Origin of the sequence: Mycobacterium sp. ELW1, from assembly GCF_008329905.1 — a bacterium.
Lineage (GTDB): Bacteria > Actinomycetota > Actinomycetes > Mycobacteriales > Mycobacteriaceae > Mycobacterium.
Window position 1 is genome coordinate 2,519,209 of the sequence record NZ_CP032155.1, and the last position, 15,397, is coordinate 2,534,605.

Consider the following 15,397-nt stretch of genomic DNA (forward strand, 5'->3'; position numbering starts at 1 on the left):
GATCAGTCCGCGGCGCGATCGGAGACGCCGGCATCCTCAAAGGTGGCCATCGAGGCCAGAGTCGCGACGGCCGCCCGCAGCACCGGCAGGGCCACCGCCGCACCGGTGCCCTCACCGAGGCGCAAGCCGAGGTCGATGATCGGCGCCAACTCCAGGTGGGCCAGCGCCAACGTGTGCGCGGGCTCCGTCGACCGGTGTCCCGCCTGCCACCAGGCCCGTGCGCCGGGAGCCATCCGGTCGGCGACCAGGGCTGCCGCCGTCACCACGACGCCGTCGAGCAGCACCGGGGTGCGTCGCACCGCGGCCTGCGCGCAGAAACCGGCCATCGCCGCCAGGTCCGCGCCACCGCAGGTGCGCAGCAGCCCGACCGGGTCCGGCCGAAACTGGCGGGCGCGGAACATCGCGTCGCGGACCGCCGCGACTTTGCGAGCCCACGCCGCATCGTCGATACCGGTGCCGCGGCCCACCACCGCCACCGGCTCGGTGTCGGTCAGCGTGGCAATCAATGCCGTTGCGGCCGTGGTGTTCCCGATGCCCATGTCGCCCGCGATCAGCAAGTCGGCGCCGGCGTCCACCTCGTCATCGGCCAGTCGGCGTCCCGCCTCCAGCGCGGCCACCACCTCGTCGGCGCTCAGCGCATCCTCGACCGCGATGTTGCCGCTGGAGCGGCGGACCTTGTGCGTGCCGATCTCGTCGGTCAGCGGCTGCTCGCAGTCCACCGCGATGTCGACCACCCGCACCGACGCGCCCGCCACGCCGGACAGCACGTTGATCGCCGCGCCGCCGGCATCGATGTTGGCCACCATCTGCGCGGTGACCTCCGGCGGGTACGCCGACACCCCGGTCCGTGCGACGCCGTGGTCGCCGGCGAACACCACAACTCGGGCTCGTTCGAATTGCCTTGGTGGACAGGATCCTTGGCAGGCGGACACCCAGACCGACAGGTCCTCAAGCCGCCCGAGCGCACCGGTCGGTTTGGTGAGGATGTCCTGGCGGCACTTGGCCGCCGCGGCGGCTCGGGAATCTGGCGGGGAGACCGCAGGGAAATCCATCAGCTCAACGCTTTCGTCGGTTTGACCCAGACCGGCAACCCCGCAACCACCAGGACCACCTGTTCACAGCACAGGGCGAGTCGTTGGTTGAGTGTGCCGAGTTCGTCTGTGAAACGCCTGCCAGACGCCGTCGCCGCCACCACGGTCAACCCCACCTCGGGGCTGACCAATGCCAGTGGCCCGGTGAACGTCTCGACGGCGCCGACCAGCTCGTCGACATCGGATGTCACCGATCCGCCGTCCCAGCCCCGGCGATCGAGCGTGGCCGTGAGCCAGCTGCCCAGATCGTCGACCAGGGTCGCCGTAGCCGGATCGTCGCGCAAAACAGTTGCCACATCGGCGGTTTCGACGGTGTGCCAGGACTCGGGCCGACGCTCGCGGTGAACGGCCACTCGGCGCGCCCAGGACGGATCGGAGTCGACGGTCACTCCGGTGGCGACGTAGCGCACCACGGATTCGTCGACCAGCGCCGTCTCGGCCCAGCGCGACTTGCCCGACCTGATTCCGCCGAGCACCAGAGTGCGCACCGCCTGGCGGGACTCAGACAACCTTGGCGCCGCGCTCGACCTGCGGTCGCGGCGCGCGCATGCGGCGGATCTGGGAGGCCCGGCCCGCGGCGTACATCCCGAGCTTGAAGGCGCCTTCCTCGTTGTCCGGGAACTTGGCGTCGACGGCCTTCTTGACCTTGCGGCCCAACAGGATTCCGTCGATCGCCATGACCGCCATCAAGACCAGCATGGCGGGGGAGATGAACAACTGGACCTGCGGAACCGCCAGCATCACGAAGATCAGGCCCAGTGCCGACGGCATGAACAGCCCGAGCACATTGCGGCGGGCGTCGACGATGTCGCGCGCATAGCGGCGCACCGGCCCCTTGTCGCGGGGCAGCAGGTACGCCTCGTCGCCGGACATCATCCGCTCACGCCGGTCGTTCATCGCCGTGCGGCGCTGATCCTTCTCGGCGCGGCGCTCCTCTTTGGTGAGGGTGGCGCGCATCTCCTTGCGGCGCTTGCGCGCCTCGGCGGAGGTCATCGGTGCGGGGGCGACCGGTCCGCGGCGCTTCGCCGTGGCACTGCGTTTCGGGGTCGGTTTGCCCTTGGGTGCGGTGGTGCCGGCAACGGCGGCAGCCTCGTCGACCTCGACCTGTTCGGCCTTGGCGGCACCTTCGTCGTTCTTGCGGCCCAGCAGCTTCACGCCTGTCAGGTTACCCTGCACGAATGCGGGTGCTGATCGCGCCGGACTGCTACGGCGACAGCCTGACCGCCGTCGAAGCCGCCCAGTCCATCGCCGCCGGCTGGCGTGCGGCCAGACCCTCCGACGAACTCGTCCTGGCGCCCCAATCCGACGGCGGTCCCGGCTTCGTCGGTGTGCTGGCCGGAAGGCTCGGCGAGGTGCGTCACACCCGGGTGTCGGGGCCGCTGGATGAGGACGTCGACGCCGAATGGGTCGACGATCACGCCGCGTCGGCCGCCTACATCGAATGCGCCCAGGCCTGCGGCCTCACGCTGCTTCCCGGACCGCCCACCCCGGACAGTGCGGTCGCCGCCCACAGCCGCGGCGTCGGCCAGCTGATCGACGCCGCGCTGCAGGCCGGCGCCGAGACGATCATCGTGGGCCTGGGCGGCAGCTGCTGCACCGATGGCGGCCGCGGGATGATCGAGGCGCTCGGCGGACCGCAGCAGGCCAAGGCCAAGCTCGCGCACGTCGATCTGATCGCCGCCACCGACGTGGAGCATCCGCTGTTGGGGCCGATGGGTGCGGCGCGGGTCTTCGGCCCCCAAAAAGGCGCTGATCCGGACACCGTCGAGATCCTCGAGCAGCGGATGACGGCATGGGCCGACACGCTCGACGCACTGGCGGGAAAGGCGATCAGCCCGCTGCCCGGCGCGGGCGCGGCCGGGGGACTGGGAGCCGCGCTGCTGGCCCTGGGCGCGCGCCGCGAATCCGGAGCGGCCGTCATCGCCGAGCACACCCGGCTGGCCGAGGACGTTGCGACCGCCGAGGTGATCGTCACCGGGGAAGGACGCTTCGACGACCAATCGCTGCACGGCAAGGTGGTCAGCGCACTCGCCGGCGGCGCCGTGGCCCGCGGTATCCCGGTGATCGTCCTGGCCGGACAGGTCACGTTGGCGCCGGCGGCGCTGGGTGCGGCGGGCATCACCGCAGCGCACGCGATCGCCGACTACGCCGGGTCGGTGCAGGTCGCGATCGACGACGCCGCCGCTCAGCTCACCGGCCTCGCCCGCCAGACCGCCGCCGGCCTGGTCGGCTGAGCACGGGGCCATCGACTCGGGAATAGCGCCCGGACAAGGTACCGTTGACCCAGTGGGCAAAACCTCCGGGAGCCCTCCGAGACACACTGCTTTTAGGGAGACGCAATGACTGTTTCCGATCAGTCGACCGAGACCACGACCGAAACCCACGGCGCGATCCTCACCGACGCCGCGGCCGCCAAGGCCAAGTCGCTGTTGGACCAGGAAGGCCGCGACGACCTGGCGCTGCGGATCGCCGTTCAGCCCGGCGGCTGCGCAGGCCTGCGCTACAACCTGTTCTTCGACGACCGCACCCTCGACGGTGACCTGGTCAGCGAGTTCGGCGGCGTCAATCTGACCGTCGACCGGATGAGTGCCCCGTACATCCAGGGCGCGACCATCGACTTCGTCGACACCATCGAGAAGCAGGGCTTCACGATCGACAACCCGAACGCCACCGGATCCTGCGCCTGCGGCGATTCGTTCAACTGACCAAACTTCCGCCGACGGCCGTCCAGTTTCAGAACTGGGCGGCCGTTCGCAGTAGGTACGAGCACACCAGCAGCTGATTGCCCTGGCGAAGCAGCTGCGCCACGCCCTGCTCCTCGCCGCGGCTGCCGCGGCTTCCGGACGACGCCACCTTCATGGTGAACAACACCTGAGCCTGATACGACGACCACGGCACGATCGAATCGATCGAGGTCACCTCGGCGCCGGCGAACTGCCTGCGAAAGGCGTCGCTGGCCAGCTTGGCCAGGGCCAGGTCGGATTTGCGGTCCTTCACCCCGTCGTACATGCCGCACAGGTTGTTGCGCGCGATGGTTTCGGTGTCGCCCTTGGACAGAGCGGTCAGGTAGTTCGAGATCGAGGACTTGGCCATCGCCTCGGTGAACCCGCCCGCGGACGTGGTGGATTCCCCGGTGCGGATCGTCAGGACCGCGGCCACGACGGCGGCCACGACAACCACAGTCAGCACGCCCAGCCACAGCGCGGTACGGCGCTTGCGCGGCGCCGGCGGGTAGGCCACCGGCGGCGGCAGGGCACCGGGGTAGACGCCGGGATAGGGCACCGGCGGGATTGCGCCGGGCGGGCCGAACGGCTGCTCCGGGTACGGCTCGCCCTCGGCCCCGGCCTGCTGATGCGGCGGAATCGGGCCAGCCATCGATAAGTCTCCTGCGGTCGGTGGAGGCCAAAACTTCAAGCACCCGCCGCGGCGGGGCCGATGCTGGGCCATATAGTCGGCTCTTGTACGCAGGCTAGCGCACGTGCACGTGCTAGTCCCACTAGCGAATGAAGGGCGGCGCTTCGTGACGATCGCGGTGACCGGATCCATTGCCACCGACCACCTGATGCGGTTTCCCGGGCGGTTCTCCGAACAACTTCTCGCCGAGCATCTGCAGAAGGTCTCGCTGAGCTTCCTGGTCGACGACCTGGTGGTGCATCGCGGCGGTGTCGCGGGCAACATGGCCTACGCGATGGGCCTGCTGGGCGGCAACCCGACGCTGGTGGGTGCCGTCGGCTCGGACTTCGACGAGTACCGCCAGTGGTTGGAAGCCCACGGCGTGGACACCACGGGCGTGCTGGTCTCGAAGACCGCCTACACCGCCCGGTTCGTCTGCACCACCGACGAGGACATGGCCCAGATCGCGTCGTTCTACCCGGGCGCAATGTCGGAGGCCCGCGACATCAAGCTCGCCGACCTCGTAGAGCGAAGCGGCGCACCGGAATTGGTGATCATCGGCGCCAACGATCCGGAAGCGATGTTCCTGCACACCGAAGAGTGCCGCGCGCTGGGTCTGCCGTTCGCCGCCGACCCCAGCCAGCAGTTGGCGCGGCTCTCCGGTGACGAGATCCGCAGGCTCATCGACGGCGCCACCTATCTGTTCACCAACGACTACGAGTGGGATCTGCTGCTGCAGAAGTCCGGCTGGTCCGAAGCCGAGGTGATGAACCAGATTCAGCTGCGCGTCACCACACTCGGCGAAAACGGCGTCGACCTCGTCGGCCGCGACGGGACCTTCATCCATGTCGACGTGCTGCCCGAGACGCAGAAGGAAGACCCGACCGGTATCGGCGACGCCTTCCGCGCCGGATTCCTGACCGGCCGCGGTGCCGGCTTGAGCCTGGAGCGCGCCGCGCAGCTGGCCTCGCTGGTCGCCACCCTGGTCCTGGAAGCGCCGGGTCCGCAGGAGTGGACCTGGGACAAGGCCGCCGGGATCGCGCGGATCAAGGACGCCTACGGCGCCGAGGCCGCCGAAGAGATTGCCGCTGCGCTGGGCTGATCCCCGGGTCGCTTCGCTCCTGCCCGCCGAGCCTAGAGCTGCACCGGCCTAGAGCTGCACCGGGTAGTGCGGTTCGCCGATCACCGGCACCACGCTGCGCTCGACGAAGATCGCGTGCCACAGCATGAAGATCAGCACCGTCCACAGCCGCCGGCTGTGATCGCCCTCGCCGGCGCGGTGCGCGTCGAGCATGGCGCGGACGGCGGTGCGGTCCACGAGATGGCCGGCCTGCGAGGCCTCGATCATTCCGTAGGCCCAGTCCATCAACTCGCCGGATCGCAGCCAATGCCGGATCGGCACCGGGAAACCGAGTTTGGCGCGGTTGAGCACATGCGCGGGCACGACCGGCTCCAGCGCGCGGCGCAGCGCGTACTTGGTGGTGGTGCGGGTGATCTTCTGGTCGAACGGCAGCCGGGAGGCGACCGCGAACACCTCGGGGTCCAGGAACGGCACCCGCAGTTCCAGCGAGTTCGCCATCGTCATCTTGTCGGCTTTCACCAGGATGTCGCCGCGTAGCCAGGTGAACAGATCGATGTGCTGCATGCGCGCGACCGGATCCCAGGCGTGCGACTCGGCGTAGATGGGCGCGGTGACGTCGGTGTGCGTCCAGTCCGGGCGGAAGCCGGGCAGCACCGCGCGCAGTTGCTCGTCGGAGAAGCTGCGGGCGTTGCCGTAATAACGCTCTTCCAGCGTCAGCGAGCCGCGGTGCAGCAGGCTCTTGCCGCGCATACCGTCCGGCAGCGGCTTCGACGCCCGGCCCAGTGACTTGCGGACCGGCCGGGGGAGATAGTCGAAAGGCTTGAGCGACAACGGTTCCCGGTAGATCGTGTAGCCGCCGAACAGTTCGTCGGCGCCCTCGCCGCTCAGCACCACCTTGACGTGCTTGCGCGCCTCGCGGGCGATGAAGAACAACGGCACCAGGGCCGGGTCGGCCACGGGTTCGTCGAGATACCAGACGATTTCGGGCAGCGCGGCCACGAACTCGGCCTGGCTGACCACCTTGGCCACGTGCCGCGCGCCGATCGCCTCGGCCGATGCCACCGCGACGTCGACCTCGGAGAAGCCTTCGCGCTCGAAGCCGGTGGTGAAGGTGATCAGGCGCGGGTTGTGCCGGATGGCCAGTGCGGCGATCGCCGTCGAGTCGATACCGCCGGAGAGGAACGCGCCGACCGTCACGTCGGCGCGCATGTGCTTGGCCACCGAGTCCTCCAGGACCGCGGTGATCTCGTCGTAGCGGGCCTGCTCACTGCCTGCCGTGAACGCGGAGGCGGTGAATCGCGGCACGAAGTAGCGGCTCATCCGCGGCTGCTCGCCCGGGCGGATGACCGCGTAACAGCCCGACTCGAGCCGTCGCACCCCGCGGTGCAGCGTCTCGGGTTCGGGGACGTACTGCAACACCGTGTAGTGCTGGACAGCGCGAACGTCCAGGCCCTCGTCGAACCCGATCTCGGCGGCCAGCCCGAGCAGACACTTCTTCTCACTGGCGACCGCGGTACCCGCCGACCCCGTCGCCATGAACAGCGGCTTGATGCCGAAGGGATCGCGGGCGCAGAACAGCTCGCGGTTCTTGGTGTCCCACAGCGCGAACGCGAACATGCCGCGAAGCCGGCCGAGGGCCTCGGTGCCCCAGTGGTGATACGCCGCGACGATCGCCTCGCCGTCACCGTCGGTGGCGAAGACGGCGCCGAATTCGGAACTCAGCGCCTCACGCAGCTCGAGGTAGTTGTAGATCTCGCCGTTGAACACCAAAACGTAGCGGTCGGGCTCGTCCGGCGGACCCCAGCGCAACGGCTGATGGGAGTGGGCGATATCGATGATCGACAGCCGGTTGAATCCCAGCACCACGGAAGCGTCAGACCAGGTGCCCGGTTCGTCGGGACCCCGGTGGCGCATCAGGTGCGACGCGCCCGCCACCGCCTCGACGATGGGTTCGGTGACGGGGCTTGCAGGGTCCGTAACCAGGGCAAGCAGTCCACACACCGGGCCCAGTATGCCGTAACTGGCGGATGTGTCGGGCTGGGTGTTCGGGTGTGGTCTACGCTGCGTAGTATTCGATGCGCGGAAAGTTCCCGCGACGACGAAAATGCGGTGTGGGCCCCAGCAGTCCCCGATACAGGAGGCGCCAACGTGAAGACCCGCGGTTCCCGATTCCGGGTGCTGGCGCTAGCCGTCACCTTTGGTGCGCTGGCGCTGACCCTCAGCGGGTGCAGCTGGCAAGAAGTGTTCGGTCTGGGCTGGCCCAAGGGCATCACCCCGGAGGCGCACACCAACCGCGACCTCTGGGTCTGGTCGGTCATCAGCGCGTTCGTCGTCGGCATCATCGTGTGGGCTCTGACCTTCTGGGCGATGGCCTTCCATCGCAAGAAGAAGGGCACCCCCGACGACGCGCCGCTGCCGCGCCAGTTCGGCTACAACATGCCCCTGGAGCTCGCGCTCACGGTCATCCCGTTCCTGATCATCTCGGTGCTCTTCTACTTCACCGTGGTGGTGCAGGAAAAGATGATGCACCGCGATCCCAACCCCGAGGTCGTCATCGACGTCACCGCCTTCCAGTGGAACTGGAAGTTCGGTTACCAGAAGGTCGACTTCAAGGACGGCACGCTCGACTACGAGGGCGCCGACGCGGCCCGCAAGGCCGCAATGGTCTCCAAGCCCGAGGGTGTCGACGAGCACGGCGAGGAGGGCGGGTCGGCGCGGTGCGCGGCCTCAACCCGCAGGACCGCACCTACCTGAACTTCGACAAGGTCGAGACCGAGGGCACCAGCAACGAGATCCCGGTGCTCGTGCTGCCGGCCGGCAAGCGGATCGAGTTCCAGATCGCTTCCGCCGACGTCATCCACTCGTTCTGGGTGCCGGAGTTCCTGTTCAAGCGCGACGTCTTCCCGAACCCGGAAGCCAACCACACCGAGAACAAGTTCCAGATCTCGGAGATCACCGAGACCGGAGCGTTCGTCGGGCGCTGCGCCGAAATGTGCGGCACGTACCACTCGATGATGAACTTCGAGGTCAGGGTGGTCTCGCCTAACGACTTCAAGGCCTACCTGCAGCAACGCATCGCGGGCAAGACCAACGCCGAGGCGCTGCAGTCGATCAACCAGCCACCGTTGGCGACCACCACGCACCCCTTCGACACTCGTCGGGGCCAGCAAGTGATCCCGCAGGCGAGCAAGTAGGGGACAGCAGATGCACATTGAAGCCAGGCTCTTCGAAATCCTGACCGCGTTCTTCGTCCTCGCCGCTGTGGTCTACGGCGCGCTGACCGCGGTCTTCCAGTACGGCGGCATCGAGTGGGCGGGCACCACCGCGCTGGTGCTCACCGCCGGCTTGTCGCTGATCACCGGAACCTTCTTCAGGTTCGTGGCGCGCCGCCTCGATACCCGCCCCGAGGACTACGAGGACGCCGAAATCAGCGACGGCGCAGGGGAGTTGGGCTTCTACGCCCCGCACAGCTGGTGGCCGATCCTGATCGCGCTGGCCTTCTCGACCGCCGCCGTCGGCGCCGCGTTGTGGCTGCCCTGGTTGATCGCGGCCGGTGTGGTCTTCGTGATGGCCGCCGTGTGCGGTCTCGTGTTCGAGTACTACGTCGGCCCCGAGAAGCACTGAGCCGGCGCGAAGGTCACAATCGAGACATCACTTGGCTCTCCAGGCGCGCTGCGTCGTATCCGGCCCGGCGGTTGGGTAGGGTTTTGCCAGGGCAACGGGAGCCGTCGGCGCGCTGTGTGTCAATCCTTGGCCCGCGTGCCGCGGTGATGTAGTCGAAAGAGGACAGGCGAGCATGAGCGGGCCGAATCCGCCGGATGAGGAGTCGGGCGACCGGGGTGAGACACCCACAGGTACAGGCTTTGAGGCCTATTCTGCGCCCGAGTCCGAGCAGTACACCGCCGGCCCATTCATCGCACCGGATCCCGCGCTGTACGACTACGACAGCTACGAGGCGGGTACCGAGTACATCGAGGAGCCGCAGCCGCCGAGGTGGCCGTGGGTCGTCGGGGTCACCGCCATCGTCGCTGCCATCGCCTTGGTGGTGTCGGTCTCGTTGTTGGTGACCAGCACCGACACCAACAAGCTGGCGACTCCGGCGACGACGACCGTCAAGCCGCCGCCGGTCCAGGACGAGATCACCACCACCACGCCGCCGCCACCTCCGCCGCCCCCGCCGACCACCACGGAGCCGCCGCCCCCACCACCCCCAGAGACGGTGACGGTGACATCGGAACCGCCGCCGCCACCCCCGCCACCACCACCCCCGCCAGCGACGACGGAGGCACCACCGCCCGTGACCACAACGACAGCTCCGCCGGCCCCGGCCACCACGTCGACGCCGCCGCCCGGACCGCGTCAGGTCACCTACACGGTGACCGGCACCAAGGCGCCCGGCGACATCATCTCGGTGACCTACGTCGACGCCTCGGGCCGGCAGCGCACCCAGCGCAACGTCTACATTCCGTGGTCGCTGACGGTGACACCGATCTCGCAGTCCGACGTCGGCTCGGTGCAGGCCTCCAGCCTGTTCCTGGTGAGCCGGCTGAACTGCTCGATCACCACCAGTGACGGCGTGGTGCTGTCGTCGAACCAGAACAACGCCGCGCAGACGAGTTGCTGATGACTACAGATATAGACACAGAAGACCGCCGCTCACCGGAAACCGTGGACCGGCTGCTGGTCGGCGTATGCGGTGCGATCTGGCTGGTGCTGCTCGCGGTGACGGTGATCGCGATCGTCGCGCTGGTCGACATGAGCCGCGGTCATTCCGCGAATGCCGGCGGCTCAGACACCCCCTGGCTGCTGTACAGCATCATCATCGTGTCCGCGGTGATCATTGTCGGTGCGATCCCGCTGCTGATTCGGGCCCGGCGCACCGCGCTGAACGATTCGCACCTGACGCCGCAACCGGCCACGGCTGCGCCGCCACGACCGACGTCGGCGCCGGCCGCCCCGGCACGCGGCACCGAGGCGCCCACGGAGAAGCTGAAGGTATTCGGCTCGACCGTGGATCCCTACGAGCGGTACCAGCCGGATTTCGCCCAGTCGTCGGCGTCGCGGCGGGCCGATCCTCTGATCCCGGCCACCGAGTTGGACCGGTTGTGGTTGCGCTGCACGGTCATGCTGGCCGGAGCGATCGGCTTGGCGCTGGTCGGGGTGTCGACCGCGACGTACCTGATGGCAGTGGACAATGACACCGCGGCATGGGTGGCCCTCGGCCTTGCCGGGGTCATCACCATTGCAATGCCTGCGATCCCGGTGACCTACCTGCGTCAGCTGCACGGCGCGGTGGAAGAGGCCGTGCCGGCCTGATTTTGGCGTGCGTTGATGCGCTCCTTGTGCACACCTTCGATTGAGTGAGCGCTGAGGTCGCACCTGCGCGTGCCGGATGAGACGTGAGCGGCTCACTCAACAAGCTCAAACAAGAGAACCCCGGGCCCTGTGGACCCGGGGTTCTCTCGTTTGGATGGTGCTAGTGGTGGTGGCCGTTGCCACTTCCGTTGCCGTTGCCATTTCCGTTGCCGCTGTACTCGCTGTCCTGCCATTCGCGCAGGGCGGTGAGCGTGCGGTGCTCGGCGGCGTGTGCGGCCTCGTTGAGCGCCGCATCCTCGGATGCCGGATCGGCGGTGAGGAAGCTGCCGTGGCCGGTCTTGCCGCCGGAGCCCAACTTGTTCATCCGCTTCGGCAGAGCCGCGCCCTGGTACTCCAGGGGGAGCGGGTGGCCATGGTCGTCGACCGGGCCGAGCGGCTGGTGCAGCTCGACGTAGGCACCGTGCGGCAGGCGCTTGATGATGCCCGTCTCGATGCCGTGCTCCAGCACGTCACGGTCACTGCGCTGCAGGCCGACCGCCCAGCGGTAGGCGATGAAGAACACCAGCGGCGGCAGCACCAGCGAACCGATCCGGCCGATCCACGTCGTCGCGTTCAGCGAGATGTGGAACTTCAGCGCGATGACGTCGTTCATCGCGGCCAGCGTCCAGACCATGTACAGCGAGATCGCCATCGCACCGATCGCGGTACGCGTCGGAGCGTCACGCGGGCGCTGCAGCAGGTTGTGATGCGCGGTGTCCCCGGTGAACTTCTTCTCCAGGAACGGGTAGGCAATCAGCAGCCCGAACACCAGACCCATGACCAGCGCGACCCAGAACGCCGCCGGGATGGTGTGGTGGCCGAGGTAGAGCTCCCACGGCGGGAAGATACGGGCCAGGCCTTCCGTCCACATCATGTAGAAGTCGGGCTGGCTGCCTGCCGACACCTGAGACGGCTTGTAGGGACCGAGCTGCCAGATCGGGTTGATCTGCAGCAGGCCGCCCATCAGACCCAGGATGCCGACGGTCACCGCGAAGAACGCACCGGACTTGACCGCGAACACCGGCATGACGCGCACGCCGACGACGTTCTTCTCGGTGCGGCCGGGGCCGGGGAACTGGGTGTGCTTCTGGAACCACACCAGCGCCAGGTGAACACCGATGAGCGCCAAGATGATTCCGGGGATCAGCAGGATGTGCAGGGCGTACATCCGGGGGAGCAGGGTGCCCACCGCGCTGCACTGGTAGCCCACCCCACCGCAGGGGAAGTCACCGCCGAACAGCGCCCAGTGCAACCAGGTTCCGACGATCGGCACGCTCATGGTGATCGAGGACAGCGCCGCGCGAAGGCCGATACCGGACAGCAGGTCGTCGGGCAGCGAGTAGCCGAAGTACCCCTCGAACATGGCCAGGATCAGCAGCAGCGAACCGATGACCCAGTTGGCCTCACGCGGCTTGCGGAACGCGCCGGTGAAGAAGATGCGGGCCAGGTGCACCATGATCGACGCGGCGAACAGCAGGGCCGCCCAGTGGTGGATCTGGCGGACGAACAGGCCACCGCGGACCTCGAAGCTGATGTCGAGCGTCGAGGCGAACGCCTTCGACATCTCGATGCCCCGAAGCGGTTGGTACACACCCTGATAGGTCACTTCGGCCATCGACGGGTCGAAGAACAGCGTCAGGTACACGCCGGTGAGCAGCAGCACGATGAAGCTGTACATCGCGATCTCACCCAGCAGGAACGACCAGTGCGTGGGGAAGACCTTGTTCAGCTGGCGCCGAACCGCGGCCGACGGGTGGTACCGGGAGTCGATGGCGTCGCCCTGCTTGGCCAGGGCATCGTTGAGTTTCGGACTCATGATGTGCGCTCCCAGAATGCGGGTCCGACGGGCTCGGCGAAGTCGCCGTTGGCGACCAGATACCCGTCCTTGTCAATGGTGATCGGCAACTGCGCCAACGCGCGCGCAGCCGGACCGAAGATCGGCCGTGCGAAATGCAGTGCGTCGAACTGCGATTGGTGGCACGGGCACAGGATGCGGTAGGTCTGCTGCTCGTACAGCGAGGCCGGGCAGCCCAGGTGCGAGCAGACCTTGGTGTAGGCGAACAGGTCGCCGAAGTTGAAGCTCTCCTGGCCCGCCCGCTTGACGACCTTGGGCATGTCGACCGGCTTGATGCGGATCAGCATCACCGGATTGCGCACGCCCATCGCGATTTCGCTCAATCGCTCGTGGCTTTCGACGGTGGTGCCGTCGCCGTCGCTCTCACGCCACGGGAACACCGTCTCCATGCCGCCGGCGTCGATGTCCTCGGGCCGCAACTTCACGAACGGCGACTCGCCCGGCAGGCCGGTGGCGCGCGCCAGGAAGATGGTCTCGCCGGTGAACCGCGGGGTCCACCCCGAGGTCCACAGCACGGCCTTCTTGCCCTCGGCGGTGGGTACCACCGGCTTCCACGGGTTCTTGATCAGCCCGCCGATGAACGCCACCAGCGTGCCTGCGCCGAATGCGCCCATTCCGATCCCGAGCGACAGACCGACCAGCTTGCGCCGCTTGATCGTCGAGCCCTCGAGTGCGTCGGTGAGGTTGGCGACGACGGTCTTGCGCGCGATCTCCGGGGAGGCGCCGTCGTGGCGCTCCTGGACCGAGATCTCCTCGGGGATGAACTTCTTCTGGTAGAGCACCGCGCCGATGCCGATCGCCAGGATCGACATGCCGAAGGTGAGCCCGTAGAGCGGGGTGGCCAGCTCGGACAGCGAGCGCTCGTTGGAGCCGTCCCACTGCCACGGCCAGAACAGGAACACCAGCAGCAGCGCCAGACCGAACAGGCCGCCGAGCAGCAGCCAGATCGACACCAGACGCGCCGCGCGCTTCTCGGCTCTGGTGCCCTCGACCGGCCAGCGGGGCTCCTTGAGGATGGTCTCGACGCCGTCGATCCGGCCGCCGAGTTCGACCAGTTCCTCGCGGGACATCGCAGCGAGTTGCTCGTCGGTGGGCTGATTCACGTCACTCATGAAGATCTCGCTCCGATCCACAGCGCCGCCGCGATGACGGCGACCATGCCGATGATCCAGGCCGCCATGCCCTCAGATGAGGGGCCGAACCCGCCGAGGCCGTAGCCGCCGGGATCCGGTGCGCGAGTCGCCATGCGCACATAGGCGACGATGTCCTTCTTCTCCTCGGGAGAAAGCTGGCGGTCGCCGAACTTGGGCATGTTCTGCGGGCCGGTCAGCATCGCGGTGTAGATCTGGGCCGGGGTGGCAGGCGCCAGGTCGGGCGCGTACTTACCCGACGACAGGGCGCCACCCTTGCCGGTGAAGTTGTGGCACGAGGCGCAGTTGAGCCGGAAGAGGTCGCCGCCGCGGGCGACGTCGTTGCCGAGCAGCGAGTGGTCGGCGATCTGGCCGTTGGCGTCGCGGGGGACCAGCGGTCCGCCACCGTTGGCCTGCACGTAGGCGCCGAGCGCGTCGATCTGGGCCTCGTCGAAGATCGGGTCCTTCCGCGGGGCCTGGGCTTCGCCGCGCATCGCCGGCATGCGGCCGGTCGACACCTGGAAGTACACCGCCGCCTCGCCGACGCCGATGAGGCTCGGGCCGCGGCCCTCGACGCCCTGGAGATTGGCGCCGTGGCAGGTGACACAGGAGGTGTCGAACAGCTGCTTGCCGGTGCGCAACAGTGCGGACTGCGATTCGTCGGCCACCGCCACCTGCGGTGTGGGTGTCAGCGTGGCGGCCAAACCACCAGCGACACCGAGCCCGACCAGCAGCAGTACCGCACCGGTCAGGCGGCGACGAAGCCGGCGACGCGACTTGTCGCTCATCGGAGACTTCGGCTGCCCCGATCTCTTGAGCATCGAACCCCTTCTCATCGGATGAAGTAGATCGTCGCGAACAGGGCGATCCACACGATGTCGACGAAGTGCCAGTAGTAGGACACGACGATCGCGGCGGTCGCCTGCGCAGGCGTGAACTTGCTCATCGTGGTCCGCATCAGAAGGAGCACGAACGCGACGAGGCCGCCGATCACGTGCAGGCCGTGGAATCCGGTGGCGAGGTAGAACACGCTGCCGTAGGAGCTGCCCGCGATGGTCGTGCCGTGGGTGACCAGGTGGTAGTACTCGTAGGCCTGGCCGGCCACGAAGAAGGCGCCCATCAGGAAGGTGATCACGTACCAGCGGCGCAGCCCGTAGACGTCACCGCGCTCGGCCGCGAACACACCCATCTGGCAGGTGAACGACGACGCGATCAGCACCAGCGTCACCGGAACGGCCTGATACAGGTTCAGTTCGGTGGGCGGTGGCGGCCATACCCCGCCGGCCTGAGCACGGGCAGTGAAGTACATCGCGAACAGTCCAGCAAAGAACATCAGCTCACTGGAAAGCCATACGATGGTGCCAACACTGACCATATTCGGCCGGTTCAGCGAATGTACGCGCGATGTGATCGCAGTTCCCGAAGTGCCAACAGCGCTCGTCACATCAAGAAGTATGACGCTTTGTAGTTGTCGAGGTACAGCCAGGGGGCC

The 15,397-nt window shown here is 67.8% G+C and carries 15 protein-coding genes and 1 pseudogene; 7 read left to right on the top strand and 9 right to left on the bottom strand.

Going from position 1 to position 15,397, the window contains the following annotated elements; all coding sequences use genetic code 11:
- Positions 1–2: 2 nt before the first annotated feature.
- From cobT to D3H54_RS11700, 3 genes are read right to left on the bottom strand one after another with little or no spacing between them, the layout of a single operon-like run.
- Positions 3–1,052 (bottom strand): nicotinate-nucleotide--dimethylbenzimidazole phosphoribosyltransferase, encoded by a 1,050-nt coding sequence (gene cobT / locus D3H54_RS11690; protein ID WP_149379176.1) that lies wholly within the window; start codon positions 1,050–1,052, stop codon positions 3–5.
- A complete protein-coding gene (locus tag D3H54_RS11695; RefSeq protein WP_149383483.1) occupies positions 1,052–1,579 on the bottom strand; it encodes a bifunctional adenosylcobinamide kinase/adenosylcobinamide-phosphate guanylyltransferase in 528 nt (175 codons plus the stop codon). The genes cobT and D3H54_RS11695 overlap by 1 nt, the downstream gene beginning before the upstream one ends.
- A gap of 13 nt (positions 1,580–1,592) precedes the next feature.
- On the bottom strand, positions 1,593–2,246 hold the full coding sequence (locus D3H54_RS11700) for a DUF3043 domain-containing protein (RefSeq protein WP_210419678.1): 654 nt from the start codon (positions 2,244–2,246) through the stop codon (positions 1,593–1,595).
- A gap of 23 nt (positions 2,247–2,269) precedes the next feature.
- On the opposite strand from D3H54_RS11700, the gene D3H54_RS11705 reads away from it, so the two are divergent.
- Together D3H54_RS11705 and D3H54_RS11710 are read left to right on the top strand one after the other, a co-directional pair.
- On the top strand, positions 2,270–3,325 hold the full coding sequence (locus D3H54_RS11705; protein ID WP_149379178.1) for a glycerate kinase family protein: 1,056 nt from the start codon (positions 2,270–2,272) through the stop codon (positions 3,323–3,325).
- A gap of 105 nt (positions 3,326–3,430) precedes the next feature.
- Positions 3,431–3,796, top strand: coding sequence for a HesB/IscA family protein (locus D3H54_RS11710; RefSeq protein WP_036344645.1), 366 nt, complete (start codon positions 3,431–3,433; stop codon positions 3,794–3,796).
- A 28-nt stretch (positions 3,797–3,824) separates the two neighbouring features.
- Here D3H54_RS11710 and D3H54_RS11715 read toward each other — a convergent pair whose 3' ends face one another.
- Positions 3,825–4,466, bottom strand: coding sequence for an Rv0361 family membrane protein (locus D3H54_RS11715; RefSeq protein WP_149379179.1), 642 nt, complete (start codon positions 4,464–4,466; stop codon positions 3,825–3,827).
- Positions 4,467–4,611: 145 nt separating this feature from the next.
- Between D3H54_RS11715 and D3H54_RS11720 the strand changes: the two genes are divergently transcribed.
- A complete protein-coding gene (locus tag D3H54_RS11720) occupies positions 4,612–5,586 on the top strand; it encodes a carbohydrate kinase family protein (protein WP_149379180.1) in 975 nt (324 codons plus the stop codon).
- A gap of 48 nt (positions 5,587–5,634) precedes the next feature.
- On the opposite strand, the gene asnB is transcribed toward D3H54_RS11720, so the two are convergent.
- Positions 5,635–7,566 (bottom strand): asparagine synthase (glutamine-hydrolyzing), encoded by a 1,932-nt coding sequence (gene asnB / locus D3H54_RS11725; protein ID WP_149379181.1) that lies wholly within the window; start codon positions 7,564–7,566, stop codon positions 5,635–5,637.
- A 108-nt stretch (positions 7,567–7,674) separates the two neighbouring features.
- Here asnB and ctaC point away from each other — a divergent pair.
- The 4 genes and pseudogenes from ctaC (at position 7,675) to D3H54_RS11745 (ending at position 10,881) form a co-directional block, all read left to right on the top strand.
- A pseudogene (gene ctaC / locus D3H54_RS11730) lies at positions 7,675–8,759 on the top strand (aa3-type cytochrome oxidase subunit II).
- A 10-nt stretch (positions 8,760–8,769) separates the two neighbouring features.
- Positions 8,770–9,189, top strand: coding sequence for a cytochrome c oxidase subunit 4 (locus D3H54_RS11735; protein WP_149379182.1), 420 nt, complete (start codon positions 8,770–8,772; stop codon positions 9,187–9,189).
- Positions 9,190–9,361: 172 nt separating this feature from the next.
- Entirely contained in the window at positions 9,362–10,189 is an 828-nt protein-coding gene (locus tag D3H54_RS11740; RefSeq protein ID WP_149379183.1) for an MmpS family transport accessory protein, read from the top strand.
- The gene (locus D3H54_RS11745) at positions 10,189–10,881 is read left to right on the top strand and encodes a DUF2561 family protein (protein ID WP_149379184.1); all 693 of its coding nucleotides are present in this window, start codon (positions 10,189–10,191) and stop codon (positions 10,879–10,881) included. The genes D3H54_RS11740 and D3H54_RS11745 overlap by 1 nt, the downstream gene beginning before the upstream one ends.
- Before the next feature lie 160 nt (positions 10,882–11,041).
- Here D3H54_RS11745 and qcrB read toward each other — a convergent pair whose 3' ends face one another.
- From qcrB to ctaE, 4 genes are read right to left on the bottom strand one after another with little or no spacing between them, the layout of a single operon-like run.
- On the bottom strand, positions 11,042–12,736 hold the full coding sequence (gene qcrB / locus D3H54_RS11750) for a cytochrome bc1 complex cytochrome b subunit (RefSeq protein WP_149379185.1): 1,695 nt from the start codon (positions 12,734–12,736) through the stop codon (positions 11,042–11,044).
- A complete protein-coding gene (gene qcrA, locus D3H54_RS11755) occupies positions 12,733–13,887 on the bottom strand; it encodes a cytochrome bc1 complex Rieske iron-sulfur subunit (protein WP_149379186.1) in 1,155 nt (384 codons plus the stop codon). The genes qcrB and qcrA overlap by 4 nt, the downstream gene beginning before the upstream one ends.
- Positions 13,884–14,726, bottom strand: coding sequence for a cytochrome bc1 complex diheme cytochrome c subunit (gene qcrC / locus D3H54_RS11760; protein WP_168214840.1), 843 nt, complete (start codon positions 14,724–14,726; stop codon positions 13,884–13,886). The genes qcrA and qcrC overlap by 4 nt, the downstream gene beginning before the upstream one ends.
- A gap of 11 nt (positions 14,727–14,737) precedes the next feature.
- Entirely contained in the window at positions 14,738–15,349 is a 612-nt protein-coding gene (gene ctaE, locus D3H54_RS11765) for an aa3-type cytochrome oxidase subunit III (protein WP_149379188.1), read from the bottom strand.
- Positions 15,350–15,397: the final 48 nt, after the last annotated feature.